General features: G+C 39.9%; 28 protein-coding genes. All 28 read right to left on the bottom strand.

Going from position 1 to position 26,930, the window contains the following annotated elements; genetic code table 11:
* Window positions 1-23: 23 nt before the first annotated feature.
* Window positions 24-500: an acetolactate synthase small subunit gene (gene ilvN / locus D8845_RS02975; protein ID WP_050259678.1), complete on the bottom strand. Its 477-nt coding sequence runs from the start codon at window positions 498-500 to the stop codon at window positions 24-26.
* Window positions 493-2,193 carry an acetolactate synthase large subunit gene (locus D8845_RS02970; RefSeq protein ID WP_125452413.1) on the bottom strand — a complete coding sequence of 567 codons (1,701 nt, stop codon included), beginning with the start codon at window positions 2,191-2,193 and terminating at the stop codon, window positions 493-495. The genes ilvN and D8845_RS02970 overlap by 8 nt, the downstream gene beginning before the upstream one ends.
* A 323-nt stretch (window positions 2,194-2,516) precedes the next feature.
* Window positions 2,517-4,598 (bottom strand): elongation factor G, encoded by a 2,082-nt coding sequence (gene fusA, locus D8845_RS02965; protein ID WP_125452412.1) that lies wholly within the window; start codon window positions 4,596-4,598, stop codon window positions 2,517-2,519.
* Between the two features lie 382 nt (window positions 4,599-4,980).
* Window positions 4,981-5,451, bottom strand: coding sequence for a 30S ribosomal protein S7 (gene rpsG / locus D8845_RS02960; RefSeq protein ID WP_000087874.1), 471 nt, complete (start codon window positions 5,449-5,451; stop codon window positions 4,981-4,983).
* Between the two features lie 19 nt (window positions 5,452-5,470).
* Window positions 5,471-5,887 carry a 30S ribosomal protein S12 gene (gene rpsL / locus D8845_RS02955; protein WP_001142333.1) on the bottom strand — a complete coding sequence of 139 codons (417 nt, stop codon included), beginning with the start codon at window positions 5,885-5,887 and terminating at the stop codon, window positions 5,471-5,473.
* Between the two features lie 314 nt (window positions 5,888-6,201).
* Complete coding sequence (locus tag D8845_RS02945; protein WP_125452411.1) at window positions 6,202-6,801, bottom strand: response regulator transcription factor; 600 nt, start codon at window positions 6,799-6,801, stop codon at window positions 6,202-6,204.
* Window position 6,802: 1 nt separating this feature from the next.
* A complete protein-coding gene (locus D8845_RS02940) occupies window positions 6,803-7,900 on the bottom strand; it encodes a sensor histidine kinase (RefSeq protein ID WP_125452410.1) in 1,098 nt (365 codons plus the stop codon).
* Window positions 7,900-8,637 (bottom strand): ABC transporter permease, encoded by a 738-nt coding sequence (locus D8845_RS02935; protein WP_125452409.1) that lies wholly within the window; start codon window positions 8,635-8,637, stop codon window positions 7,900-7,902. Before D8845_RS02935 ends, D8845_RS02940 begins: the two co-directional genes overlap by 1 nt.
* Window position 8,638: 1 nt before the next feature.
* On the bottom strand, window positions 8,639-9,523 hold the full coding sequence (locus D8845_RS02930) for an ABC transporter ATP-binding protein (RefSeq protein ID WP_125452408.1): 885 nt from the start codon (window positions 9,521-9,523) through the stop codon (window positions 8,639-8,641).
* The gene (locus D8845_RS02925; protein ID WP_125452407.1) at window positions 9,510-9,704 is read right to left on the bottom strand and encodes a hypothetical protein; all 195 of its coding nucleotides are present in this window, start codon (window positions 9,702-9,704) and stop codon (window positions 9,510-9,512) included. Before D8845_RS02925 ends, D8845_RS02930 begins: the two co-directional genes overlap by 14 nt.
* Window positions 9,701-9,907 carry a hypothetical protein gene (locus tag D8845_RS02920; RefSeq protein WP_185757353.1) on the bottom strand — a complete coding sequence of 69 codons (207 nt, stop codon included), beginning with the start codon at window positions 9,905-9,907 and terminating at the stop codon, window positions 9,701-9,703. The genes D8845_RS02925 and D8845_RS02920 overlap by 4 nt, the downstream gene beginning before the upstream one ends.
* 124 nt (window positions 9,908-10,031) lie before the next feature.
* A complete protein-coding gene (locus D8845_RS02915) occupies window positions 10,032-11,699 on the bottom strand; it encodes a DAK2 domain-containing protein (RefSeq protein ID WP_125452405.1) in 1,668 nt (555 codons plus the stop codon).
* Window positions 11,700-11,701: 2 nt separating this feature from the next.
* On the bottom strand, window positions 11,702-12,067 hold the full coding sequence (locus tag D8845_RS02910) for an Asp23/Gls24 family envelope stress response protein (protein ID WP_000216437.1): 366 nt from the start codon (window positions 12,065-12,067) through the stop codon (window positions 11,702-11,704).
* Between the two features lie 155 nt (window positions 12,068-12,222).
* A complete protein-coding gene (rpmB, locus tag D8845_RS02905; protein ID WP_001140948.1) occupies window positions 12,223-12,411 on the bottom strand; it encodes a 50S ribosomal protein L28 in 189 nt (62 codons plus the stop codon).
* Window positions 12,412-12,666: 255 nt separating this feature from the next.
* Window positions 12,667-12,795 carry a thiamine biosynthesis protein ThiS gene (locus D8845_RS02900; RefSeq protein WP_125452404.1) on the bottom strand — a complete coding sequence of 43 codons (129 nt, stop codon included), beginning with the start codon at window positions 12,793-12,795 and terminating at the stop codon, window positions 12,667-12,669.
* 55 nt (window positions 12,796-12,850) lie between these two features.
* Window positions 12,851-14,143 carry an ISLre2 family transposase gene (locus D8845_RS02895; RefSeq protein ID WP_125452403.1) on the bottom strand — a complete coding sequence of 431 codons (1,293 nt, stop codon included), beginning with the start codon at window positions 14,141-14,143 and terminating at the stop codon, window positions 12,851-12,853.
* Window positions 14,144-14,264: 121 nt separating this feature from the next.
* Window positions 14,265-14,492 (bottom strand): hypothetical protein, encoded by a 228-nt coding sequence (locus tag D8845_RS02890; protein ID WP_000896112.1) that lies wholly within the window; start codon window positions 14,490-14,492, stop codon window positions 14,265-14,267.
* A 52-nt stretch (window positions 14,493-14,544) separates the two neighbouring features.
* On the bottom strand, window positions 14,545-15,351 hold the full coding sequence (locus D8845_RS02885) for a ParA family protein (protein WP_009729764.1): 807 nt from the start codon (window positions 15,349-15,351) through the stop codon (window positions 14,545-14,547).
* Between the two features lie 208 nt (window positions 15,352-15,559).
* Window positions 15,560-17,194 (bottom strand): relaxase/mobilization nuclease domain-containing protein, encoded by a 1,635-nt coding sequence (locus tag D8845_RS02880; RefSeq protein WP_125452402.1) that lies wholly within the window; start codon window positions 17,192-17,194, stop codon window positions 15,560-15,562.
* Window positions 17,188-17,580 (bottom strand): plasmid mobilization relaxosome protein MobC, encoded by a 393-nt coding sequence (mobC, locus tag D8845_RS02875; protein ID WP_185757347.1) that lies wholly within the window; start codon window positions 17,578-17,580, stop codon window positions 17,188-17,190. The genes D8845_RS02880 and mobC overlap by 7 nt, the downstream gene beginning before the upstream one ends.
* A gap of 216 nt (window positions 17,581-17,796) precedes the next feature.
* Window positions 17,797-18,213 carry a hypothetical protein gene (locus D8845_RS02870; RefSeq protein WP_125452400.1) on the bottom strand — a complete coding sequence of 139 codons (417 nt, stop codon included), beginning with the start codon at window positions 18,211-18,213 and terminating at the stop codon, window positions 17,797-17,799.
* Window positions 18,214-18,283: 70 nt separating this feature from the next.
* Window positions 18,284-22,606, bottom strand: a complete 4,323-nt coding sequence (locus D8845_RS02865) for a PBECR4 domain-containing protein (RefSeq protein ID WP_125452399.1) — start codon at window positions 22,604-22,606, stop codon at window positions 18,284-18,286.
* Entirely contained in the window at window positions 22,597-22,860 is a 264-nt protein-coding gene (locus tag D8845_RS02860) for a hypothetical protein (protein WP_125452398.1), read from the bottom strand. Before D8845_RS02860 ends, D8845_RS02865 begins: the two co-directional genes overlap by 10 nt.
* A gap of 20 nt (window positions 22,861-22,880) precedes the next feature.
* On the bottom strand, window positions 22,881-24,680 hold the full coding sequence (locus D8845_RS02855; RefSeq protein ID WP_125452397.1) for a VirD4-like conjugal transfer protein, CD1115 family: 1,800 nt from the start codon (window positions 24,678-24,680) through the stop codon (window positions 22,881-22,883).
* Entirely contained in the window at window positions 24,677-25,195 is a 519-nt protein-coding gene (locus tag D8845_RS02850; protein WP_125452396.1) for a hypothetical protein, read from the bottom strand. The genes D8845_RS02855 and D8845_RS02850 overlap by 4 nt, the downstream gene beginning before the upstream one ends.
* A 12-nt stretch (window positions 25,196-25,207) precedes the next feature.
* Entirely contained in the window at window positions 25,208-26,047 is an 840-nt protein-coding gene (locus D8845_RS02845) for a hypothetical protein (protein WP_125452395.1), read from the bottom strand.
* Window positions 26,001-26,273 carry a type III restriction endonuclease gene (locus D8845_RS02840; RefSeq protein ID WP_125452394.1) on the bottom strand — a complete coding sequence of 91 codons (273 nt, stop codon included), beginning with the start codon at window positions 26,271-26,273 and terminating at the stop codon, window positions 26,001-26,003. Before D8845_RS02840 ends, D8845_RS02845 begins: the two co-directional genes overlap by 47 nt.
* The gene (locus D8845_RS02835) at window positions 26,270-26,914 is read right to left on the bottom strand and encodes a hypothetical protein (RefSeq protein ID WP_125452393.1); all 645 of its coding nucleotides are present in this window, start codon (window positions 26,912-26,914) and stop codon (window positions 26,270-26,272) included. The genes D8845_RS02840 and D8845_RS02835 overlap by 4 nt, the downstream gene beginning before the upstream one ends.
* Between the last annotated feature and the right edge of the window lie 16 nt (window positions 26,915-26,930).

Raw genomic sequence — 26,930 nt, 5'->3', positions numbered from 1 at the left:
TTGAATTTAATTTTCGAAGAGTATTAATCGCGGGTAAATCCAGTTGCACCAGTTCGAGCAATATTGCGAATACCATATGGTCGAATAACTCGCAATAGAGCTTCACTCTTTTCAGCATTTCCTGTCATCTGAATGGTAATCGAGCTTGGCGCTACGTCTACCACCGTTGCACGGAAAGGTTGAATAATCGCTAGAATCTCAGCGCGCTTCTCGGCTGGCGCTGACATCTTAACCAAAATCACCTCGCGCTCCAAATGAGGCTTGTCTGTAATATCTCGAATGCGAATCACATCAATCTGACGATTGAGTTGCTTGATAATTTGCTCCACTTCATCCTGTGAAGCTACATCAATAATAATGGTGATGCGCGATACATTCGGATCTTCTGTTGCTCCAACAGAGATACTTTCGATATTAACCTGACGACGAGACAGGACACCGGTAAAGCGATTGAGGACTCCTGATCGATTTTGTAGTTTTGCTGTTAACATTCTACGCATGGAACTTCACCCCCAACATCTCATGATTGCTCTTACCAGCTGGTACCATTGGTAACACCTGTTCCTTACGAGAAATATCTACCTCGATCAGCATAGGAACGTCCTCAGTGATGACTTCAAGGTCTTGATCCAAGGTCTCAGGATTGTCAAATTTATAGTTTTTAATACCATAAGCTTGTGCCATCAATTGGAAATCAGGAAGGGTGTCAAAGACTGACTCTGATGTTCTACCTTCATAGAAGGATTCCTGCCACTGACGAACCATTCCAAGTGAGTGGTTGTTCAGCATAACCACCTTGATTGGCACCTTGTAAATGTTCAAAATAGCCAATTCCTGGTTAGTCATTTGGAAACCACCATCCCCAACAAACAAGACTACTTCCTTATCTGGGTTAGCAATTTTAGCCCCGATTGCTGCTGGAATTCCAAATCCCATCGTTCCCAAACCACCTGAAGTCACTAACTGACGTTCATTTTGGTAGGGATAATACTGGGCTGTCCACATTTGGTGTTGACCAACGTCTGTTACCACAATGGCATCACCATTCGTCAATTCACCAATTCGTTCAATAACAGCTTGCGGCTGAACCACACGCTCTTTCTTATCATAAGAACGAACGCGGTTCTTGTCTTTAGTAACTTTTTCAATCCATTTTTCAGTATTGTTATGAACGGTTGGTTCGACCAGTAACATTTGCAAGGCCTTTTTAGCATCTCCAACTACAGGAATATCTGCACTGATAATCTTGCCAATCTCGGCTGGGTCAATATCAATGTGGGCAACCTTAGCATTCTTAGCGAAAGTCTTAGGATTTCCTGTCAAGCGGTCATCGAAACGACAACCAATACTAATCATAAAGTCCGCTTCCGTCATGGCAATATTAGCTGCGAATGACCCGTGCATGCCTCCCATTCCAAGGAAGAGTGGATGACTCGTTGCAATCGTTCCTTGTCCCAAAAGACTGGTTACCACTGGAATTTGATAGCGTTCTGCAAATTCATTTAATTCTGCAGCTGCTTCAGCATAACTAATTCCACCACCAGCTAGCAAGACTGGCTTTTTAGCCTTGGATAATTGCTTCAAGATTTTCTTAATTTGCATATCATTTGGCTCAAGAGTCGGTTGATAGCTTGGTAGGTTCACTTCTGGTGAATAAATGAAGTCTGTTTCCAAAGCAGATACATCTTTTGGTAGGTCAATAACGACTGGGCCTGGTCGACCTGTAGTTGCGATATGGACGGCTTCCGTAATGATACGCGGAATATCAGCTGTCTCACGAACTTGGTAATTGTACTTAGTGATTGGCATGGTAATTCCCACGATGTCTGCTTCCTGAAAGGCATCCTTCCCAATTCCAGCTCGCGCCACCTGACCTGTAAAGACCAAAAGGGGAACGCTATCGCTCATAGCATCCGCAATTCCTGTAATGGCATTTGTTGCTCCTGGTCCGCTAGTGACAACAGCAACACCCAACTTTCCAGTTGATTTGGCATAACCTTCAGCTTCATGCAAACAACCTTGCTCATGGCGTCCTAGAATGTGGCGAATGCCTTTAAAATTATATATCGCATCATAAAAAGGCAAGACCGCACCACCAGGATAACCAAAGATGGTATCAATTCCTAAATCACGAAGTGTTTCCAAAACCAGGTCCGACCCCGTCTTAGGAGATTCTAAACTGATTTTCTCCATTGTTCCCCTTTCTCTTCTCTTAAAAATAACTTGTTACTATCATACCATTTTTTCAAAATTTTTCAAGAGAAAAGAAGAAATTTTCTGAATTTTCTATTTTAACGTTTATTTATGAATGTTCTCCTTTTTTTATAAGTTTTTAAAAGGTAGTTTATATTTTTTTCAACTTATTTCTATTGATAATTATATATTGCTTCCGCAAATAACTTTAACTCATTTTTATATGAAATTTTTATGAGTGCATGTTTTCAGAATCTATAAAATTTATCGGAACTATACAAAAAAGGAAGCCACTAAGTGGCTTCCTTTAGAGTGAGGACTGATTAGTCTTCACCTTTGTTTTTCTTAATGATTTCTTCTTGTACTGACTTAGGTACATCTTCGTAGTGGTCAAATACCATCATGAATGTACCACGTCCTTGAGATGCAGAACGAAGAACTGTTGCGTAACCGAACATTTCAGCAAGTGGAACGTAAGCACGAACGATTTGGCTGTTACCATGTGCTTCCATACCATCTACACGTCCACGACGAGCAGTTACGTGACCCATAACATCACCAAGGTTTTCTTCTGGAACAGTGATTGTTACAAGCATCATTGGCTCAAGGATAGCTGGTTGTGCTGATTTAGCAGCTTCTTTAAGAGCAAGTGAAGCCGCAATCTTGAAGGCAGTTTCAGATGAGTCGACATCGTGGTATGAACCATCGTAAAGTTTAGCTTTAACGTCAACCATTGGGTAACCTGCAAGTACACCGTTAGCCATAGATTCTACCAAACCTTTTTCAACCGCTGGGATAAATTCACGAGGAACCACACCACCGACAATTGCGTTTTCGAATTCGAATCCTTTACCTTCTTCGTTTGGAGTAAATTCAATCCATACATCACCGAATTGACCTTTACCACCAGACTGACGTTTGAAGAATCCACGTGCTTGAGTAGAAGCGCGGAATGTTTCACGGTAAGATACTTGAGGAGCACCTACGTTCGCTTCAACTTTGAACTCACGACGCATACGGTCAACAAGGACGTCAAGGTGAAGCTCACCCATACCAGAGATAACTGTTTCACCAGTTTCAACGTTTGTTTCAACGCGGAATGTTGGATCTTCTTCAGCCAATTTTTGAAGGGCGATACCCATCTTGTCTTGGTCAGCTTTAGATTTTGGCTCAACCATCAATTGGATAACTGGTTCTGGAACGTTGATTGACTCAAGGATGATTTTAGCTTTTTCATCTGTCAATGAGTCACCAGTTGTAGTATCTTTCAAACCAACGGCAGCAGCGATATCACCTGAGTAAACAGTGTCAATTTCTTGACGGCTGTTAGCGTGCATTTGAAGGATACGTCCGATACGTTCACGTTTACCTTTAGAAGTGTTCAATACGTATGAACCTGATTGAAGAACACCTGAGTAAACACGGAAGAATGTCAAACGACCTACGAATGGGTCAGTCATAATCTTGAAGGCAAGAGCTGCAAATGGCTCTTCGTCAGAGGCTGGACGAGTTTCTTCAGCGTCTGTGTCTGGGTTAATACCTTTGATAGCTGGGATGTCAAGTGGGCTTGGAAGGTAGTCGATAACCGCATCAAGCATCAATTGAACACCTTTGTTCTTGAAGGCTGAACCACACAATACTGGGAAGAATTCAACGTTGATAGTCGCTTTACGGATACCTGCTTTCAATTCTTCGTTAGTGATTTCTTCACCTTCGAGATATTTCATCATCAAGTCTTCATCAGTTTCAGCGACTGCTTCAACCAATTTTTCACGGTATTCTTGAGCTTGGTCAAGGTATTCAGCTGGAATATCTTCTTCAAGGATATCTGTACCAAGGTCATTAGTATAGATTTCAGCTTTCATCTTGATCAAGTCGATGATACCGCGGAAGTCATCTTCAGCACCGATTGGCAATTGGATTGGGTGTGCGTTTGCTTGAAGACGATCGTGAAGTGTGCTTACTGAGTAAAGGAAGTCAGCACCGATTTTGTCCATTTTGTTGGCAAATACGATACGTGGAACTCCGTACTCAGTTGCTTGACGCCAAACTGTTTCAGTTTGAGGCTCAACACCTGATTGTGAGTCAAGAACTGTAACCGCACCGTCCAATACACGAAGAGAACGTTGTACTTCGATTGTGAAGTCCACGTGTCCTGGTGTGTCGATGATATTTACGCGGTGGTTGTTCCATTGAGCTGTTGTCGCAGCAGATGTGATAGTGATACCACGTTCTTGCTCTTGCTCCATCCAGTCCATTTGAGACGCACCTTCGTGAGTTTCACCGATTTTGTGGATTTTACCAGTGTAGTAAAGAATACGCTCAGTAGTTGTTGTTTTACCGGCATCGACGTGGGCCATGATACCGATATTACGAGTTTTTTCAAGTGAAAATTCGCGTGCCATGAGGTTTGTTTCTCCTATTTATTTTTGATTTCTATTCTATTATAACACGATTTTAATAAAAACGGATAGGCAGGACCCACCCGTTCTCAATCTTTTCATGTTATGTGTTGGTTTCAACTTGTAGATTTACAAATTGAATCGAACTCGGGCTAAAGTTAGTTAGCCGATTTGAGCTGGAACGGAATGCTGTGTGAAAAAGATAAACTTCCTTATATTGTCAGTTTCCTATTTTCACCTTACATCCTTACCGTTCCTAGCATCATGACCTAGTTGAGCTCAAGCTAAAAGTCTGGAGAAAAAGATGAATCTCATTGGTTGCAATCGCAACCTGCTTCGATTCCCTATTTTCTCTGGGACTTTCTTAACGCTTTCGCATCCTATATTACCAACGGAAGTGTGCAAAGGCACGGTTAGCTTCAGCCATACGGTGAGTGTCTTCACGTTTCTTAACTGCTGCACCAGTGTTGTTCGCAGCATCCATGATTTCTTTTGCAAGACGGTCTTGCATTGTGTGTTCACCACGAAGGCGAGCGATTGTTACCAACCAACGAAGTCCAAGTGTTGTACGACGTTCTGGACGAACTTCAACTGGAACTTGGTAGTTAGATCCACCAACACGACGTGCACGTACTTCAAGTACAGGCATGATGTTTTCCATAGCTGTTTCAAATACTTCAAGTGCATCGTTACCAGTAGCTTCTTTGATTTGCTCAAAAGCACCGTAAACGATTGAAGCAGCCGTACCACGTTTACCGTCAAGCATAACGCGGTTGATAAGACGAGTAACTAGTTGTGAATTGTAAAGCGGATCTGGCAATACATCACGTTTTGGAGCTCTATTTTTACGACTCATTTCTCTTTATCCCCTTTCCTTATGCTTTTTTCGGACGTTTAGTACCGTATTTAGAACGGCCTTGTTTACGATCGTTAACACCTGCAGTATCAAGTGCACCACGGACGATATGGTAACGTACCCCTGGAAGGTCTTTTACACGTCCACCGCGAAGAAGCACCACGCTGTGTTCTTGCAAGTTGTGTCCGATACCTGGGATATAGGCAGTAACTTCGATAAGGTTGCTCAAACGTACACGAGCGAATTTACGAAGGGCTGAGTTAGGTTTTTTAGGTGTCATTGTTCCAACACGAGTTGCAACACCACGTTTTTGTGGTGAAGAAACGTTTGTTTGAACTTTTTTATGACTGTTGTAACCAACGTTCAAAGCTGGTGATTTAGATTTTTCTACTTTTGATTTACGCGGTTTGCGAACCAATTGGTTAATTGTAGGCATCTACATTCTCCTGTGTTTTTTTATTTTTGGTGATGATACACTTGGTGACAGCTATCATCTGTGTGTACTTTTGCAACATTTGTCAGCACGTCCCTGTACACTCTTGAGAGACCAAAAGTAAAAAGTACCGTTTATTATTGTAACAAAATTTTCCCTTGGTTGTCAAGATTTTTTTCTTTTTTATTGTTAATTTTAGCTCTTTTGTAGTGCTCCCCCAAAAAAGAAAAAGGAGGAATCCCACCCTCCTAAAGTTAGTATTGTTCCATTCAATCCCATCAATTTTAGCACATAATGGTTTTCGAGATATGATAGTATCACAACCAACCAGATTCTTTCGCGATATTAGCTGCCTCTGTTCGATTACCTGCATCTAGTTTTGAAAGAATATTGGTGACATAGTTTCGGACTGTTCCGTTTGATAGATAAAGTTTGTCTGCAATTTCTTGGTTGGAGAAGCCCTGAGCAATTCCATTTAAAACTGCGATTTCTTGCTCTGTTAATGGATTGGGATGCGTCATCACCACTTCCATCAATTCAGGCGAATACTCCTTGCGTCCCTCTAGGACGGTGTGCAAGGTTTGCATGAGGTCTGCAATGTTTCTTTCTTTTAATACATAAGCATCTACTCCAGCCTTGACCGCACGTTCAAAATACCCAGGACGCTTGAAGGTCGTCACTACAACCACCTTTGTTTCTAGATTTTCTGCTCGTATCCACTCCAAGACTTCGAGGCCCGTCTTAACAGGCATTTCTACGTCAAGGATGGCGATATCTACAGACTCCTTTTCTAATAGTTGGATTGCTTCTTGCCCATTCTTGGCTTGAAAGACAGACTCTACACCTGGTTGAAGCGTGAGCAACTGGCACATGGCATCTCGCAACATACTTTGATCTTCTGCAACAAGTAGTTTCATCTTAGTTTCTCTCCTTATAAGGTAGTCGAACCTGAACTTCTGTCGGTTGTTTCCAACTAATTACCTCTACTTCTCCCGAAAATGGAAGAACACGATCTCGAACTGTATGGAGGTCATCCCCCTTTATAGAAACAAAGCCACAGCCATCATCTCCCACTGTTAGAATGAGTTCTTTCTCTGTCCGTTCTAATTTTAAGTAGACTTTAGAAGCTTTGGCATGTTTGATGATATTAGTCACCAATTCAAGCAAAATCATGGAAGCCGTTGACTCCAATTCCTGAGTTAAGCTAGCTGTATCTAGTTGATTAGCTATTTCCACCTCAATTCCAGCAATTTCTAACATCTTTTTCACAGTCTCTAGTTCGGATGTCAAAGTTCTAGACTTAAGATTTTCCACAATGGTTCGCACTTCACGCATTGATTCTTTGCTAATTTGCTGTATTTCTCTTAATTCCTTTTCCACCTGTGAATAAGCCTCCATCTGAAATAACTGCAAGGCTAAATCTGTCTTGACACTCAACATAGCAAAGGTATGTCCCAAGCTATCATGCAAATCTTGACCGATACGACTGCGTTCATTTTCAGCAAGCAATAGATTTATCTGGGCATTTTGCTTAGCCTGCGCTTCTTTCAAATCCTCCACAATCCGAATCCGAACCAATCCAAAAGTCATTAAATCGACAAAAGTAAGAATTACAAGTAGATAGAATAGAAACTCAACTTCGATTCTCTGAAAAATCAACAGTTGGCCCACAACAAGGACTTGAGCAAGAAGAAAAGTCCAGACATGTAAAGACTTTAAACTACGTACGCCAAAATGATAACTTAAGAGGTTAGAAAGGAAAAAGAAGAACCAGATATAATTAACAGCAACAAAGGCAGTATTCCCAACTACATAAGTCAGCATGAGACCCCAATATAGCCAAGATAGGCGCTGGCTCTTAGTTGTTAAAACACCCAAATATGCCACTACAAATAGAATATCAATCAATAAATGCCAGACAGAAAGCCACCCAGTCACTACAGGTAGGATGGGGAAAATCATAAAAATTAAACTGACCCAAAACATATAGTGTATGCTTTTCAGTCTTTCAAGCATTAAGAATTCTCCTTATGACCTTGAAGGTAAATGGTCAAACCAAACAAAATTGCTGAAAAAACAAGTAGATAAACTGTGGCTGATAAATTGATGCCACCCTCGTTTAAGAAGGTCTTGAGCAACTCCATCAACTGATAAGTTGGTAGACACTTCCCGATTGCTTGCATCCAGTCTGGAAATAAAGAGATGGGCATCCAGAGTCCGCCTAAAACAGCCAAGCCTAGATAGAGAAGATTGCCCACGACAGACATCAGCTGACTAGAAGGTAAGAGTGTCAAGGTCAATCCAAGCGCTACAAAGGCAACACTTCCTACTATCAGCAAGAACGCAGCCCCAATCCAGCTTCCTAGAGGCATATCCACACCTCTAACCAAGTGCCCAACTGAGAAAACAACCAGGATTGAGACCATATAATCAACCATCATACTTGTTATCTTTGATAGATAATATTCTACCATATTTACCGGAGTATGGCGCAATGTTTTCTGCCAGTTGTTGATTTTATCGGTATGTAAGACAGCTGGAAATGAAAACATGGCTGTCGACATCATGGAAAAAGCCGTCATGGAGATGATGTAATCACGCATAAAATTAGCTGGTCCACCGGGTGTGTCCTGGTACATGCCTGAAAAGAATAAATAGAAGGCTGTCGGCATACCTACTGATAATAAATAATAGACTAATTGTCGTTTGGTCAATAGAAATTCTATCTTGTTTAGTGCGATCCATCGTTTCATCTTAGTCATCTCCCTTTTGTGTTTCTTCAAAGATTGTATCCAACAAGCTACGATTATTGACTTCAATTTCTTGAATCCTACATCCTGCTTGCACTAACAGTTGCCAAAAAGCATCCGCTTCACGTGTAACTACTTGCAAAGCATCTTGTTTTTGTGACCAGTTTTCAACCAAGTTAGACTGCTCAATGACTTCCTTGTATGCTAGAGGAAGGATAAAGTGCTTTTCAATCTCCTCACTGCGCATGGCTAGAGGTGTTGTATCGCGAATCAACTCTCCCTTATTCAAGACCAAGATTCGGTCCGCTGTATGCTCTACCTCTTCGATATAGTGAGAAGAATAGACAATGGTCACACCATTTTTCTTTAACTGATCGACAATCTCCCAAAAACGTTGACGAGTTGAGGTATCCATAGCCGATGTAGGCTCATCTAAAAAGACAAGTTTTGGTCGGCCAATCAAGGTCAAGACAAAAGAGAAAAGACGCTTTTGCCCACCTGACAATTTTTCTGCAAATTGCTCTTTTTGTTGCTGGTCAAACTGCAATAGTTGATCAATTTCCTGCTCGCTCAAGGGATTTGGATAGATACGTTGAAAGAAAACAATCAACTCTTTTACCTTTAATTTCTGAACGATGACATTTTCTTGAGGGAGGTAGGATCTTGTGTAGTCTAACTTAGAGCTCGTCACTGGCAAGCCTTGGATGGATACTTGACCGCTGGAGACCAATTTATCTCCGAGCAAACAGTCCAAGAGTGTTGTCTTTCCAGCACCATTTGGCCCAATCAAGGCGACGCATTCACCTTCAGCTACCTCAAAGGAAATATCCTTCAAAATAGCTTTACCCTTGATGCTTTTATGCAATCCTTGTACCTTAATCATGTTCATGATTTTCTCCTTTCAGCCATTCCATCCCTATAGGAAAGGCGATAAAAATCATAAATCCTAGTCCCCAGGCACCACGTATGAATTGGTGAAGGAAGGCTTGATCAAACCAACCTGTAAACATTTCTACCAACCATACCACTAGTGATAGTCCAATAAAAAGATAGAGAAACGCTTTTTTCATTTTTCAAACTCCTTTTTCACATCTGAGACTAATTTCAAACCTTCTCGGATAAGCCAGGACATCATTCCAAATCCTGCAAATAGCTCCCAAGGAAAATGATAGAAACCTTCATCCAATCCTGAGAACATGATATAAGTCATGACTCCTGCTGCTATTAAGCTCATTGCGATAATCATTTTATTTTTCATCTCTTCTTCCTCCATTTGATACATCTATTATAATTCTTTGAATCTACTGCCACTAGAAGCTTCTGTCATGAAGAGATATGACAAATGTCATAAAAAAAGAAAGTTGCAAAATCAACTTTCTTTTTAATCTATTAAATTTTTATTCCACACTAAATAGGTATGGGTAAACAGGTTGTTGACCTTGATGAATCTCGACTTCAACATCTTCGAACTCTTCTGCGATTTCTTGAGCAATTTCATTGGCAAGTTCTTCGCTTCCGTCTTCACCGACATAGAAGGTTACGATTTCACTATCTTCATCCAACATATGTTTCAATGTTTCTGTCAAGGTTTGGTGCATGTCAGGGTTTGACACAAGAATTTTCCCATCAACCATACCAAGATTATCGTTTTCATGGATTTCTAAACCATCAATGGTTGTATCACGAACGGCTGTTGTGACGCTTCCGCTAACGACATCTCTAAGGGCTGCAGTCATACGCTCTTGATTTTCTTCAATTGACTTGCTTGGATCAAAGGCAAGAAGACTTGTCAAACCTTGAGGAAGAGTACGAGTCTCTACCACTACTGCTGGTTGCTCCAAAACTTCTGCTGCAGATTGAGCTGCCATGAAGATGTTCTTGTTGTTTGGTAGGAAGATAATGTTACGAGCATTGACCTGTTCAACAGCCTTGATAAAGTCTTCAGTTGAAGGGTTCATAGTTTGACCGCCTTCAATAACATAATCTACACCTTGAGAACGGAAGATATCTGCTAAACCTTTACCAGCCACCACAGCAATCAAAGCATACTCTTTTTCTTCAGCTGGCTTGCTAACTTGAGCAGCTTCTTTCTCAACCTGTGCTTCGTGTTGGTTACGCATATTGTCAACTTTTACCTTGACCAAGCTACCATATTTGAGACCTTCTTGCATAACAAGTCCTGGATCTTCTGTATGGACATGGACTTTGACAATTTCATCATCATTGACAACAAGGAGAGAATCCCCAAGTTCATTCAAGTAGTTACGGAATTCATCGTAGTCAAAATCTTTAGCATAGGTTGGACCTTGCTTAAGGGCTACCATGATTTCAGTACAGTAACCAAAGGTGATGTCCTCAGTCGCTACGTGACCAGCTACTGACTTGTGGTGTTCTGCATTGATCATTTCACTCATATTAGCAGGAGTCGCTACAAAGTCCTCAGATGCAATATATTCGCCAGTAAGGGCTGAAAGGAAACCTTCATAGATGAAGACCAGTCCTTGACCACCTGAATCCACAACGCCAACTTCCTTCAAGACTGGAAGCATGTCTGGTGTTTTAGCTAGAGCTGTTTTAGCACCTTCCAAGGCTGCGCGCATGACTTCAACAGCGTCATCTGTTTGCTCAGCTTTTTTCTTAGCACCGATAGCAGCACCACGAGAAACTGTCAAAATCGTTCCTTCAACTGGCTTCATAACGGCCTTATAGGCAACTTCCACACCTGATTGGAAGGCAAAGGCCAAGTCTTGACCTGTTAACTCGTCTTTATCCTTGATGGCTTGTGAAAATCCACGGAAAAGCTGAGACGTAATAACACCTGAGTTTCCACGCGCACCCATCAAAAGACCTTTGGCAAGAATACTCGCTACCTCGCCAACAGTAGAAGCTGGCTTATCAGCAACTTCCTTAGCACCATTTTCAATGGTCATTCCCATATTTGTACCAGTATCTCCATCTGGAACTGGAAAGACGTTTAATGAATTGACATATTCAGCTTGCTTATTCAAGCGAGTTGACGCAGCCTGCACCATTTCTTGAAATAAGCTAGTAGTAATTTTTGACACGGTTATTCTCCTACAACTTTGATATTTTGAATGTAGACATTTACAGTCTGAGCAGTAATTCCAAGTTGGTTTTCCAAACTAAAACGAACACGCTCTTGAATGTTTTTTGACACTTCGCTAATCTTTGTTCCGTAGCTCAACACGGTATATACATCAACTGCAATACTGCCATCTTCGGCCGCCTTTACGACGACACCTTTGGAATAATTTTCCTTACCTAGAAGGGCTTGGAAATTATCTTTGAGGGCATTTTTACTAGCCATACCGACCACACCAAAAATCTCAGTTGCTGCTCCACCTACGACGGTTGCAATCACTTCATCTGTTAGTTCGATTTGACCATCTTTTGTATTAATTTTTACAGTCATCCTTTTTACCTCAACTAGTTGATACTCTATTTTATCATATTTCAGCCCAAGTGTAAAAGCAGAATACTGTATCAGCGGATATTTACTCTATTTTTCAAATGATTTTATATCTACAGTAAAAGAAAAAAGACCCTAAGGTCTCCTTACTTTTATTATTAAACGCGTTCAACTTTACCTGATTTCAAAGCACGAGCTGAAGCCCAAACTTTTTTAGGTTTACCATCGATAAGAACAGTAACTTTTTGAAGGTTTGGTTTTACGGCACGTTTTGTTTGGTTCATCGCGTGTGAACGGTTGTTTCCTGATACAGTCTTACGACCTGTAAAGTAACATACTTTAGCCATTTGTGTTTTCCTCCTATTAGATCTAATATAGCGGATGTGCTAGCACCACATACTGTACTATGTTATCACACTTTCTTCATTTTTGCAAGGGAATTGGAAGATTTCTTTGTGTCTAAATTTTTGGGAATAATTAAATATCCTTATAACTCAATAAGAAAGCGAGATTTTTCAGACAAAAAAACTGGAAAAAGTTTCTCACTTTACCCCAGCCCTTGACTATATTGCACTATTTATGCTACAATATTGTTTGACTGATTAAGCAAAGTGTGTTTTTGTCTTAATCGGTGGTGTAGAAGCAGCAACTTCTACACCTTTTTCGTTTTTCTTCACTATATTATTGTAACACACATTAGGCAAAAAAGCAACTATTTTGTATAAAAACATGACAAAAACACCTCTAAAAAATCTTTTTTTAGAGGCTTTTGTCTGCCTTTTTGTATTATTTATGCCCTCTTTTTCTGATAACAGCTTTGTGTGGCCTATGGTTAATACGAAATCCTGCACCTAGTCCCGTATCCCTAAATTCTTCATACTCTTGTCTCCAACATCCAAAAAATAGATTGTATAGCTGATCAATTCGTTCAAGGAGTATCATTCTGGCCATAGTACAAGCCCCTTCGATGGACCAATACATCCCTCGATGTTTCATGCGGTAAGTGACCTTTCGGTGCTGACTCTCCATTACCCCGATACCACGTGAGGACAATCCTCTAAGTTTAGGTGGCCTAGTGTCACAGAAATTTCTTAATAATTTCTTACGAAAATTGTAAAAATTATCAAGAGCTTCCTGGCTTTCTATGAGAGATTCAACTGTATCTAGTACGGTCTGAAGCAGGCTCTTCTGATGATTTTTGATGGCCTTAAAAGCAAGATCAAGTAGTGTAGACGGGTACGGCTTCAGGAATCGTTTAAGTTCTTCATTGACATGATAGGCATCCCAGAAATGCTCATGACGTTTAATCCGTAGGACCTTCTTAATTTCTTGAAATACTCTGCGAGAATATCCTTTACCATTGTCCGAGTTAGTGATAAGAAGAGTTCGATCAGTGATTTCAAAATGATTATAGAGATAGTCTATCAATTCTTCCTTTGCTTGTTCATGGCTTGTATGGATAATCTCATGCTTATTCTCTAGTACATACCGATTATTACCAACCTTCTTCGCTCCAGTATGAATCAGGAAATGGGCTAAGTCTGTATTGTGTCGTTCATCATTGCTTGATGTTGTCTTGACGAGCACACCATCTCCCTCCAGGTAGATTTTATCTGCCTGGATTTTTTTCGGTTGCTCATCACCTCTAAAAAGCCGATAGCGTTCCCTATCTGAAAAGAGTCTGCCTGCCATTTTTACAGACTTCAAAACAGCGTCCTTTGTTATCTCCAGGCGATAAGCCATCTTAACTGTTCGACAAACTTCACGGTAGGATAAAACAGAAGCGTGTTTTGCCATGTGAAAAATCAACTCAGGAGAATAACGCATATACTTTTCTAGACCTAGCCACTCATCTACGGGATAACAACTTTTCTTTCCCTTTCGCCAGCGATTCCTAGAGAAGGTCACCTCTCCAAATGTAAAAACAACTGTCCTCTCTGTACTATCTATCCGCTTATATCCCCTCAGTCTCATGGAGGGAGCAATCTGCTCGTCATAATCTCTTACTCGCTTCAGGAATTGCTGCTCACGTTTGCGATCTAGTTCTGCGACAAATTCTTTTTCATCAAATCTAAACATACTCTCTATTGTACTGAAATCATGGCTAGATTGAAAACATCACAAACTTTCTGCAAGACTCTTTCAAAAATAAAAGCCTTCCCTTATTGGGAAGGTTGTTTAATTATAAATATAATTATATTTATAACGATAAACTTTCGATTAGTTTATCAAGATAATCTGATGCAGACTTTGCTCCAGCTGCTTTAGCAATTTTATCCAATTTTTTCCGATTGCTTGGTTTCAAAGTAAACTGAAATTGTTTCTTACGTTCAAAACTTTCAAAGCTGGCTACATCTGAAATCTGCTCAGGTTGATGGGTTGCTTCGATAATCTGCGAAATCTCTTTTTCTTTTGGTGTGAATGCCATGACAATCTCCTTCTAATTATATTTATAATTGTATTTGTGTTTATAAATATAATTATATTGTATCATAAATTTTTGAAAAAGTCTGCTCCAGCTCAGTGAAAAACTTTTTGTGTTTTTGATAAAGCTCAGAATTCTCCTTCATATCTGCAATAGAGATCTTATCAATCGTGGAATGATTGAATAACTCTTTTGCTGGTACGATGCCTAGAAGGTTGTCTGTTCCCTTCTCTTTAGCTTCAAGTCCCAGAGCTTCCAGTAACTCTCTTGATGATCCATAGTTCGGTCGGATCATATTTGCTAAGAAATATAGCTCAGCAGTAATGTATGATTCCCTTGTACGATAGTCAATTACATCCTTTCTGAATGCTTCTAACCGAGTTGATAGATTGAATTTGGCATTATAACCAAACTCTGAAGGAGTCAAGGGACTAATAATAGCGTGACTGACCGCAACAGCATTTTTAGTAGCTGTTGCAAAGTCTGGTCTACAATCAATCAAGATATAGTCAAACTGATCCAACTTCTTCTTTTCGTAGTTATCCTCTAGCCAAAGATAAAGTAGCATATTTTTCTTATCGCTGTTCTCCAGATCTCGTTCCACCGTGTCAAGCTGAACTGAACCTGGAATTAGATTGATATTTTCCTTGACTTGCTTAATATCCACATCGCCACCTTTAAAAGCATTAGCAATCGTATTCTTGCTCTCGTAAATATTATAGCACTGGGTTAAATTGCACTGATGGTCAAGATCAATCAAAAGAACCTTATGCCCTTTCTTTGCCAGCCATTCCCCATAATTAAATGTTAAAGTTGTTTTCCCAACACCGCCCTTAATAGCAGCAAATGTGATAATCTTCATTTGATATCCTCCTGTTTTTCTATACTTCTATTATACCATTATAATTATATTTGTCAATATGTTTATAATTATATTTATAATTATTTTCGCAATGAAGTTTCTCCTTCCTTTTCACCAGCAATTCCTAGAAAAGGTTCTCTTTCCAAATGTAAAGAGAACTGTTCTCTCTGTACTGAAATCATGACTAGATTGAAAACATCAGAAACTTCTACAAGACTTTTTCATCCTCAAATCGTCGGTCAACTTTCTCTTCACGACTACGCACGTGCTCCTTAATATCTCTATAATCTGTGTAATGTTTTAGAGTGTCGTCAAAGAACTCTTGTAAGGCTCCTTTTTCAATTTGGAATTGTTTAATCAGTTGACTGACATCTTCCAGTCCCATATCTTTTGGAACTCCTAAATCATCCAATAGTTGTACCGCTGCAAGACTATTTTCTGGAGATTGCTGGATGGCTAAAAGTGCTCCTTCAATTTTATGATAACGTCCAAGTCGTTCATCTAGCTGTCTTAATTCCTCCTGGGTAGCCTCTATCTTTTCATTAAAGCGCTCCTCCAAATGTTGAAATTGTGCTCCGTCTGTCACGCCGTGCTCAACTAAGAAATTATATTCCTTAATCAGTTCACGCATAGAGGAAATTTGAGCGTTTTTAGTAACGAGTGTTTCGCCGTTTTGTTTGGCCAATTGCCTTGCGACAGTCAAGCCCATCATGTACCTATTTTTTTGAGATTGATCAGGATTGAGAAAATAAAAATAGTCTTTCTCTTTGATATAGATGGTATAATTTCCATCCTCATTTTTATCAACTTTATGAGAAGGTATTAAAATTGTACCACTATTTAAAGCTCCCATATCCATCTGCACGTAAATGCCTTGCTTGCTTTCTTGCTCGACCTGCCAGGATTCCACTTCCAATTTCAATTCAAAATCATTTGCCGTTTTTTCTTTTGATTCTTGATATTGTTCTTTCAATTCCTCCACATCAAAAACTAACTGATTCTTAGAAATTCTCTCTTTTATTTTTTCAAGAGAATAGAGTCCTTTCTTCGATAATGTATCATCTCGGACATTTCTTTGTTGAGGCTGATCGAGCAATTTATACTTCACAAATTTTCCAGAGAAATCAATCTGAAGATTGAGCGCAGCTGCCTTTTGTTTGAAATCTTCTAACGACAAAGAGTGCTTCAGAAGAAAATCAAGACGTTCCTTGATTTCAAACCGATAATTATTTTGTCTCCGCCAAGCAGAATACTTTGTATAAGAATTTTTCATAGTAGGCTCAATAATTTTAGCGCCATATCGTGCCGCATGTTTGTCCGAAATGGCTCTCAAATTTTTCAAGGTTTTCTTTTCCCAGCGAAATTTCTTGAGCGTTGAGGTATTGGTGGTATTAAGTATGATATGGTTATGAAGATGATCTTTATCCGTGTGGGTTGCGATCACAAACTCATAATTTCCACCTGTCAACTCTAACATCGTTTGACGGCCAATTTCATGAACCTGCTCAGGAGTCAAGTTATCATCTGGAGAAAAAGACTGGATAATGTGATGAGCCAATACTTGTTTTCCTGAAGATAATTCTTTCAAGTCATCATCTCCTTTTTTAAAGGCTGCAGCTAATTTTGTCATGACCATTTCTTCGTCTGCTACACTAAAATCAGAGATCCCATTTCCAGATACTAGCTTCATTTGAAGCTCACCATTATGATAGACAAGAGGAAAATCAAGATCACTTTCTGCAGTTTCTGATACAAGAGTTTTCGCTTCATTCAGAATATAGCGTACAGCTATTTTTAAATTGGAAGGAGTTTTAATTTGTTTGGGTGTTTTGATTACTACCATTCGTCATACGTCCTTATTGTTTTCACTTTTCGTTCCTGTAAACTTTTCTTCTCCGCACTAGAAAGTTTGACAGCCACCATCTCTTTCAACTTAGATAGATAGTCAATGACTTGTGCCACTTCCTCTGGCGTAACCCCTTGATTTTCATTGGCATGTTTAGCAATTTGGTTGATGTTCGTACCCACTCGATTGATAGCAACTCGAAGGTCTTTCAATTCGGAAAAATCAATTTGAACCACCTTCCCTTGTACCAGTTGATTCTTCGCATAGTATTGAAAAGATGGAACTCCCATTTGGGCCATCACCGTTTTAATTTGACGATCTTCCTCTGGTGTTAGTCGTATCAATTTTTGTATATAGCGTTTTCTATTTTCTCGTTTCTGCATTATTTTTTATCCTCTTTCTCTCAAAGTCTCTGGCATTTTCTGACCAGGCATCAGCCCCTGACTTCCTTGTGGCAAGCGTAGCAAATGGATATCCATTTGCGAAATTTAAAAAAATCAGAGAAGGAGAACCTTGTAGTTTTCCTTCTTGATTTTCTCAGTTTTGGGGAAATCCCCAAGCCCCTTTCCTATATCTTTTGGAGTACAACTTCTAACGTTTTATCGTAGCCAACTGAAGATGTTTTTGAAAATAGATGATTGCTTATCACTATTTTCTACACTTTTTTCTTTCTGACCTTGTAACTTTTCAGCTAGGACAGAAAGTTGTTGAGTAGTTAGAGGCTGGAAAATAGACTGCCCAATTTGTATTTCAGTCAGTAAGATTTTTTCTGTGAGTACAGCTTGAAATTCTTCATCTGTAATCATCTTGAGTAGCTCAATATTTTCTTCTTCCCACTCCAAAAGAGCAGGATCTCCTTCAGGTAGTTGAGACTGTTCTTCCTCTAGTTGTTCCAGAACTTGTTGGCGAGTCAAGTCTTTAGCGTTTGGCGATACTCCTACAACTCTGTCTCCATCCATGATTGGAATAAAGTCTGAAAGGATGATAATCAGTTGTTCTTCTTGTTCATTGGTCATGAGTGTTGTCCTCCTTGATGATGATTTGTTTTTAATTTGACCTTGGGTTTATTTGGGGTGTCCCGTTCGGTCATTTCGAGAAACCCTTCTCTTTTTTTGATTGTGCATCTGCTTTCAACTCCTGCTTGTGTTCTTCGACAGCTTGCTGGGTCTGACCTTTAAACTTCTCCAGTTTTTGTTCAAAACTGCGCTTCGTTTGTTTCTCCTGACTCAACCTTAATTGTTCCAATGCTTGATCCATACGAACCATTAAACTTTTAGCTTCTTGTTGGACAATATCCAACTGTGCTTCTAAATCAGCAAGTGTCTCTTTGTCAGCAGACCACCCAGATAGATAGTTAAAGGAATACTCTGACGTATCAATACCATAGTATGAAGAAACAACATAAGCGACACTTTCAGCCTGAAGTTCAGCTGTACTTCTAGTTAGATTTTCCTTCTGAGGATTGTCTGCATGATGCAACTCTGCATGAGCCATTTCATGTAAGAAAGTTTTAATAATTTGAGCCTTGTTCATCTCATTACTACGTAAAACTATTTGATTTTCTGGGACAGAGTAATATCCATGTTTATTATTTTCCATCTCTTCAAATCGAACCGATACATCATTTTCTTTCGCAATAGCCATCAGGGCACGGTAAAGATTTGCATAGTCCAAATCAGTCAGCTGCTCTTTAACTTCTGCAGCTTTTGGCATCTCCTTTCCTTCTGTCTGACTAACATCAAATACTGGCACTAAACCAAAGAATGTAACTGTTTCTGGTTTCCCATTTTTATCCAATATTGGTTGGTTATTCTCATCCTTTTTGATTTTCGTCATAGGTTTAAAAATACGTAAAGCCTTCTCGCCTTTTTTTACATGACGACCAAAGTTTTCTTTCCACTGTTTGAAAGAAGCTACTTGCTTTGCTTCAGGATTTTGTGCAAGAATTAAGCGTAAGTTGCGATTAGAATAATTATTTAGTTGGCTCATTTTCGTCAGATAGTCTTTGTACTTATCTGAGTCCAGAAACTCCTTAATTCCTTCTTTAAGATGACGACTTAATCCTGCCATATCTTTATTCTGAATAAAATCTGAGACTGCAAGACTACCAGCTGCTAAAACAACTTCATCCGCTTGTAGACTCTCCTCGCCCTCTGGTTTAGAACCTGGCTTCGATCTAAAATCATACGGATTCGTTCCCTGAAGCAACTCCTCCTCATCAGAAACACCGTCAGCATCCGCATCACGTTCCAACTCCTGCTTGTTGTAGCCTTGTTCTTCTAGTTTGATTTCTTCCTCTTGTGATCTCTCAAATTCTTCTCGAACTATGGCGATCGTTTGTTCAACTTTTTCTGATAAACTTTTGATTTCTTTTTGCCATTTTTCTACAAGAGCTACTTGATCCATAGGTGAGTCCTTGACTCCCAACTTATCAAACCAAGCAGATAGATTTTCGACCTCAACACTATCCATTCCATCAAAAGAGATAAATCCAAGACGAGCATCATGACTACTATCTGTAAATCCAATTGGACTATTTTCCAAATCTCCAAATGGGAGTTGGGATAGAAGTTGATCTGCGTAAAGAGTATCTTCTAAAGCGTAACTGAACTGAGAAATATCTAACTCACTCGCCAATCTCTCCAGATGATACGGAGTGAATATGGCCCCATCTATCTTCATCAATTCTGGGTACTCTCTCATTTCTCGTGTTCCAAGCCTTTCTTTGTGAGCGATGGGGTTAATCTCCTCACCGATATTGTAACGGATGCTATCCTGAATCAGTTCACCATCAGGAGCGTAGATACTAAACTGGATCTTAGTTGGAGAGATGTAGGCTTCTGGATGACCACCAGTCACTTGTTTTAGCCCTTCCTGATATAGCTGATAGAAGCTCTGATTGGCCTTGTAAAGCTCTCTAGCAAAATCTTGATAAGGTATCAGCTCTGTTTCTTTAAAGGGCAATTTAGGCCCATCGGGGCGCTCCTCAGCCCATTGAAGGCGTACATGGTAGTTCTCCTTATAGATATGATCTTGTTTCCACTCTTTATAAAAGTCTGAATTTGTATCCAGGAGATTATCTTCTCCAGCTGCAGCAACAATCTGATCAAATTTATCATTGTGTTGCTTCGCATAGTCAAGATACTGATTCCAGGTTTGATGAAATTCTTTTGGAGTTTTTGAGATGTCACCTGGCACACCTAAATTATAGACAGTATCTAAGACTTGAGTAAACGTAGCCGAATCAAGTAGGGGGCTATTCAGTGTGTTCTCTAGCGTTGTTTGTTCAATTTCTTTAGAAACTTCTTCAAACTGCTTATTCTTCAAAACTGACAGCATTTCTGCACCATTGTCTTTAACATATTCTTCATTGATTGAAAGTTGCTCGATGTGACCATCTCGATCTCTATAAACACCGAGAATGATCTTTTCATCCAACGATTTAACATTAGTTGCAAGCTCTCCCTTGAGTTTCATAAGAGAGGCTGGAATTTTTTCATCTCCAATATCTTTAAACAGTAGTAAGAAATCTTCATCTTTTGCTTTAATAGCTTCACTCATATTGAGATTGTGAAGCTTTTCAACACTGCTCAAATCATCTAGAACAAAAGAATGTGGATCTAAAATATCACGCAACATAGGAAGAACCTGTAATTTATCCTTAATTGCATTACTAATCAACATACCGTCATAATGCCCCTGACCATTTGCAATATCATCTAGGAAATTTGCTGCTCCCTTTCCCTCTTCAAAAGGTCTGATCCCTGAAAGATGGATAAAATTATCCTTTTGAAAAGTCACCTGAAGCACATTCTCCTCTCCATGATCCGCATAAACAAAGCTGATTTTACTGTCAGCCAGTTCATTTAAATACCAGGACGCTGTACTTTGGATAGACGGCGCATATTGATTTAATCGTCTTAAATCCGCTGGTGTAATCGGATGATAATTCGCTGTTCTCCGTTGCACTTTATCATAATTTGTGCTAAACTGTAGGTAAGGATAGGATGATGTCGGGTGACTGGTAACAGTTTGCTCAAAGGTACTTGTTTCAAGTACAGGTGAGGTACTGCCTTCAGCTTTAGGCTGTAAAGAACCCGTGCCACCACTGGTCCTGTCATTCATTTGCTCCTGAGAACTCTCAGGAGCTTTTTCTGTGCTCTGAATTTGTTTTTTGGGCTCCCTACCACCTCCAAGAGGATTGGAAGGTTTTTCATAGGTCACTGTTTTGTCCGAATCAATAACCATTTGTTTTCTAGGCTCTACTGAAAAACCTATATTATTCCAGTTTTCCTTCAACCATGTTGCATCTTCTGTAGAAAGGTGGCTGGTGTCAGGAAAGTGACTTGATGATTGAATTTCCTCAGTCTTCTCCAGTTGTTTTTCCCGCTTCAGAATCTCATTCCAGTCTGTCTTTTCCTGACCTTCACGTTGTGGTGGTCTTGCATCGACAACTGGGATTTTCTTCTCACGTAGTTTGGTGATAAAATCTGTACCTGCTTTATCACGATCAACTGCCAGCGTGATGAGATCATCGTATTTGTGATCTTGGAAAAGTGTAGAGGTTTCTGCTGCAACAGATAGGAATCTCGAGGTACGTGTTAGTTCGCTAGACTTGGTGTAATCCCTTTCATCCATCGCAATCTCCCCTCGATCCTGTAAAATTTCAAGAACATAGTGGGCTAATACTCCCTCTTTCAATCCTTCCATCGCAACCAGTCGAACATCGTTTAATTCGCCCTTATGAAGCTCATAATAGCTCATAAGGTCAATTGGTGCCTCTGTCACAATTAAACGCTCAGGAGAGCCTATAGAAACGTTTAAGCCACTGATAACCTCTGATTGATACATGGTTTGTTTCAAGTAGCCCTTACCTGGATGACGTTCTTGATCAGGAACAAGTCCCTGAAGGCTCGCACCTACCAGTTGCTGATTTCTATCCAAGTATTTAAAAACCAATACGTCTTCTATAACGCCCTCTTTATCCTTACGTTTAGCTTGGGCTAATACTCCCTTCTCAAGGAAGAAGTCGATTGTATCATCAGAGAGACCTCTAATCTCCTTGAGATAGGCTCTCGCCTCCACAAATGGTTGTTCGTAAGGCGCTAGTGTATAGTTGAAAGGTTTTCGCTCTTCCTCTACTGGTTTTGCTTCAGGAAAGGAACCTGTCTCCAAGAATACCATAGCATCTTTATAGCTGACATTTTGCATTTGTTGCACGAGATTGATGGTATCACCAAAGAGGTCTTGGGAATACCAATGCCAGGTATTCTTGACCGTATCGATCTTAAATGAGTCATGTTCAGCCCAGTAATACTCTCGGTGTGACTTTCGCTTCATTTCCATTCCTAGGCTACGAGCTACTTCTAAAATATCCAGCGATTTTGCCTGTGCTTTTGTTAAAACCATCCTGTTTCCTCCTCGACCAATTCCTTGAATAAAAGATAACCTTCAGGAGTTGCATCTAGTTCACTAACTACTAATGGATCTTCCTGATTTGTTGTTACAAAAAGATGAGGAGCTAATTGATAGAAAGTCTCCTCATCTGCCTGTTTGAATAGCTGCCAAATAGCATAACGTTCTGTAGCTAAATTTTCTGGCTTTAGTGCTAAAACTTGTGAGATACTCTCCAGGTATCCTAATTGTGTTTTGGGTGTTTGCATCCTTCTGTCCTTTCTATATGTTAGGCCACAAATAACTCTTTTAGCTGCGGAGTCAAATCGTTGGCATATAAAAGCAAGCCATCGATGTCTGTTCCCTTTCGAGTATATTCGTACCAGTTTTCTGTATCTTCAGGAGAACTTGCAATCTCATCTTTTCTAGGATGATCATAGACACTTGCTTTTTTATCTCTGAAGACATTTTGTTTAGAAATAAAGACCAATCCTTCTTCTACCCCAATTCTTGCGACTTCATCTGGAGTTAAAAGTGGACGGCCTTGAATTTGTTTATTTTCACTTGATGATCCATTCCGATAACTATGCGATTTTGAAGTGGATCGGGTGCGTATCGTCTGCTTACCTGACCTTGTAGAATAGTATTCCATCGTATCCTTGTCATTCGTCCCTAAAAATAGGTGAGTGGCACAGTTATTAAAGATCGTCTTCCAATCACTTTTATAAAGTGATTCTAGCTGATTGACAGCTTGAATGATAATCTTAATAGACATCTCACGACTACGAATAGAAGATAGAACCTGGGCGAAGTTTGGAATACGGCCAATTTGCGCAAACTCATCGAAGATAAACTGAATGTGGCGAAGATTTTTTCTACTGTAGCCAGGTACTTTACCTTGCAAGATATCATCAGCCTTATGTGTGAGAACCTCAAAGCCAATCGCAAACAAGATTGAGGAAAGAAAATTAAAGGCGTTATTGGTTTCAGGAATAGCAATAAAAACAGCTGTCTTTTTCGTATTCCAGGTATCCATTTCCATGGTATCCTCACTGATCAAGTTTCGTACATCTTCATGATCAAAAATAGAATAGCGAGAAGACAAAATGGCAACCACGCTATTTCTTGTTTCGCCTTTAAAGTTTTGAAATAGTTTCCACTGCTTGTAGGCATAGTTGTTAGGCTGATGTTCGTTCAATTCTTCAAACATCTGCTCAACAGGACTTGGGACATCTGGATCCTCTCGATATATATTTCTTAATAGATCTGCAACGTGACCCAAGTTTGGCATGTATAACTGGACTCCTGTTTCAGGATCCTTAGAGTCAAAATAGAGATAACCAATCAATGCACGTTGCAGCATCAACTCTGCTTGAACCCAGAAGTCTTCACCAGTATGCTCACTCTTCTTCGTTCCCTCAGTAATCGCTTCAGAGATACGATCAATATCTAGCTCAGACTTCATGTAATGAAAAGGATTAAACCGATCTGAGTTCTTGAGACGGATCAAATCAAAGATTTTAACAGCATAGCCTGCCTTCTCAAGCATCTTCCCAACTTCGTGTACCAGGTTTCCTTTAGGATCCGTCACAACAAAGTTTGAGTTCATCTGCATTAAATTCGGCAATACAAACGTAAAGGTTTTACCGTCTCCTGGAAGACCAATAACAATCACATTTTTGTTGAGTTGCACATTGTAGGCTAAGCGAAAGTTAAATAGCCCCATTTTGACCTGTTTTGAAAAAATCATATTCTTCTCAAAATCAACGTCTTCAAAACGTCGCATTTCCTTCAAAGTCGCAAAACGAGCACTACCTTGTTCTTCTCCCTGACGATATAAATTCTTATCCATAGAAGCATAGACAAGCATTGGGAGACCAAATCCAATCAACCCTGCATATAAGGCTCCTGAATCAAAGAAAACACCAAAAGAGAAGCGTTCCCAGTGTTCTAGCAACCAACGAAGTCGCAACATTCCCATGAAAGGTACTGCTGCAGTCGAAAGTTGGTAGTAATGGTAAAAGGACTGGAAAATAACAAATGAAAATAGCCCCACCACCAGGTAGGGCCATATAGGTTTTCTAATCATCGTGTCTTCTCCTTCCCAATCTCCTTCGTAACAACTGGCATCATTCCTTTGTAGACCTTATTTGTCTTATAGTAATTGATTTTATCTTCAGGAGTCATTTCATGTGGTTTCTTCAGCACCTTTTTCGCAAACTCTTCCAATTTTTCTGGGCTTTTCGTGATGTCTGCCAACATATCTTTGAGAGCCTTTTCTACCAGGGGACGATTTTTTGTTTCAAAGAAGAGATAGGTTGTATCATCTTTTTGATGATAAGTAAAACCTACCTTATACTCCTCCAGGTAATGCTTCAACTTAGCCAAGTGAACTTCACTATTTAATAACTTCTCGACGTCTTTTTCAGACTTGGTAGCCATAAAGTCATTGAATAGCGTCTCCCCTTCAAAAGTTCGATTCTCTACCTTATGTTGATTCTTGTCATAGTGGGCTTTTGCGAGGGCATATAGAGCTTGTATTGTCATCTCTAGAGTTACTTTTCCTTTTAACGCCAGGGAATGACTGACTTTTTCCTGATCCATATAAGCCCTCCTTTATTTTGGATAATTGGATAGTTCTGGCTTCGCAATAACCTGGAAACCATAACGTGCTGCAGGTTCTTCCTTTACAGTAACTACCAAGCGTTTCTGACTTCTGTTTTCCCCGTCTTTCACGGCCACTACATAGGTCAGTTGATAGGTTGCTTCATCGACCATTAAGCTAGACTCCAAAATCACTGATTGCAGTTGCCCTGGTTGTCTGTCTAGCACTAACTGAGGAGCTACAAAATCATCCATCTTCCCTTTATCAGAGTAATAGACTGGTAAAAAGTAACGGGAAAAGGCATCTAGTTCCCCTGTTTTTGAATGAATGTTTTTTAGATTTGAAAGTTCCTTGGATACGGCCGAGAGTTGCTTTTCTTGGTGGTAAACTAGCGTAAATGATAAGCCAGCAAGTGTCAGACTTCCTACTAGACCAAACAACACCAGAACTCTTCCTAAATACACCCAAAAAGAGCGTTTAGAAGAGGTTGGAGGTTTGGGAGTTTCATGCTTCAAGGAAGGGACTTCTGCTTTTTCTTCAGGAATCTGTGCTCCACGTTTTGTTTTAGCCTGACGCTTAAAGAGAGAGGTTTTTGCTTCTTTTGACCCCACCTCCTCATGTTTCATCGAACCAGGCTTCAGGAAGAGGCTATCTGCGATTCCCTCAAATGGCAAATAAATATCTTCTTGATAGATCACTACATTCTTTTTATCCAGTTCCTCTACCAGTAAAACAGCCTCTGCCTCCTGGTGTTTCACCTTGGCATTTTCTCGCTCCAGAGCTTGATACACAAGGTCTCGATTCTTATACGTTGTGGTCGTGTTTTGTGTCAGATTGGTTAAACGGTACATCTTTTTCAGTTCCTTTCAATTTTCCTTCAGCAAGAGCTGTTTCAATATCAGCCCAGGTTAAATTATGTTTGGCCAAGTAGTTTGACCGTTCCTCATGTTTGGCCAGAATGATTTGAGTTTCTAGCTCCTTCAGTCTCTCTTCTTCCCTCTTGACTTTAGTCATATACTCAGCTAAGCGGTCTTCCGCTTTCTGTTTTTGTTTTTCCAAAGTTTCTAATTTTGTCATTGTTCCTTTTTCCCTTCTGTACTTTGTGTTTGGTTAGTGCTTGGTTTATTTAATGATGGAATACTTGCCTTTTCGCTGGCGTTCAAGCTGTCCACAATCAAAATGGGGTCAATATGATTTACCAGATATTTCCCATCTTGCTTGCTGAAGCGAATCCGTATGGTTCTTGAAGATCCTACGTTTGTTTGGGCGTTTGTATAATCATACTTCTTCTGTAACTGTGTCTGAGTGTATCTCACTTGAGCTAAGACAACATTATTTTCTTGATCGATGTAGATGGCAGAAGACTTCAGCTGCGTATCCACTACATAGCCCTTATAGGTTTGTACTGATGGTTCTTCTTCAGAGTTCACTTCCTGATTGTAAGCAGCTTCTGTCATATACGGCAAATAGCGATTTCTATTTTCTCCAAGATCCTGCTTATTGAAGTAAGCTGTCAAAAATTCCTTCACATATTCTTGCGTTAGTTCGCTTCCCTCTGCTTTGGTTTCTTGTTGTGTGGTTTCAGCTTCCTTTTTAGCTTTATTTTGGGCTGAGGTTGCTGCTCCAATCCAGAATACGAATCCTAGAACTAACACAACTCCTATAAGGATTCCTCCTATTTTAAGGAGTTTCAATTTCTCCATATCTATCATTTTCATGATTTACCTTCTTTCT

Source organism: Streptococcus mitis, from assembly GCF_003942865.1.
Lineage (GTDB): Bacteria > Bacillota > Bacilli > Lactobacillales > Streptococcaceae > Streptococcus > Streptococcus mitis_BI.
Note: the sequence above shows the minus strand (reverse complement) of the source record. Positions and strands in the feature narration are given on the sequence as shown.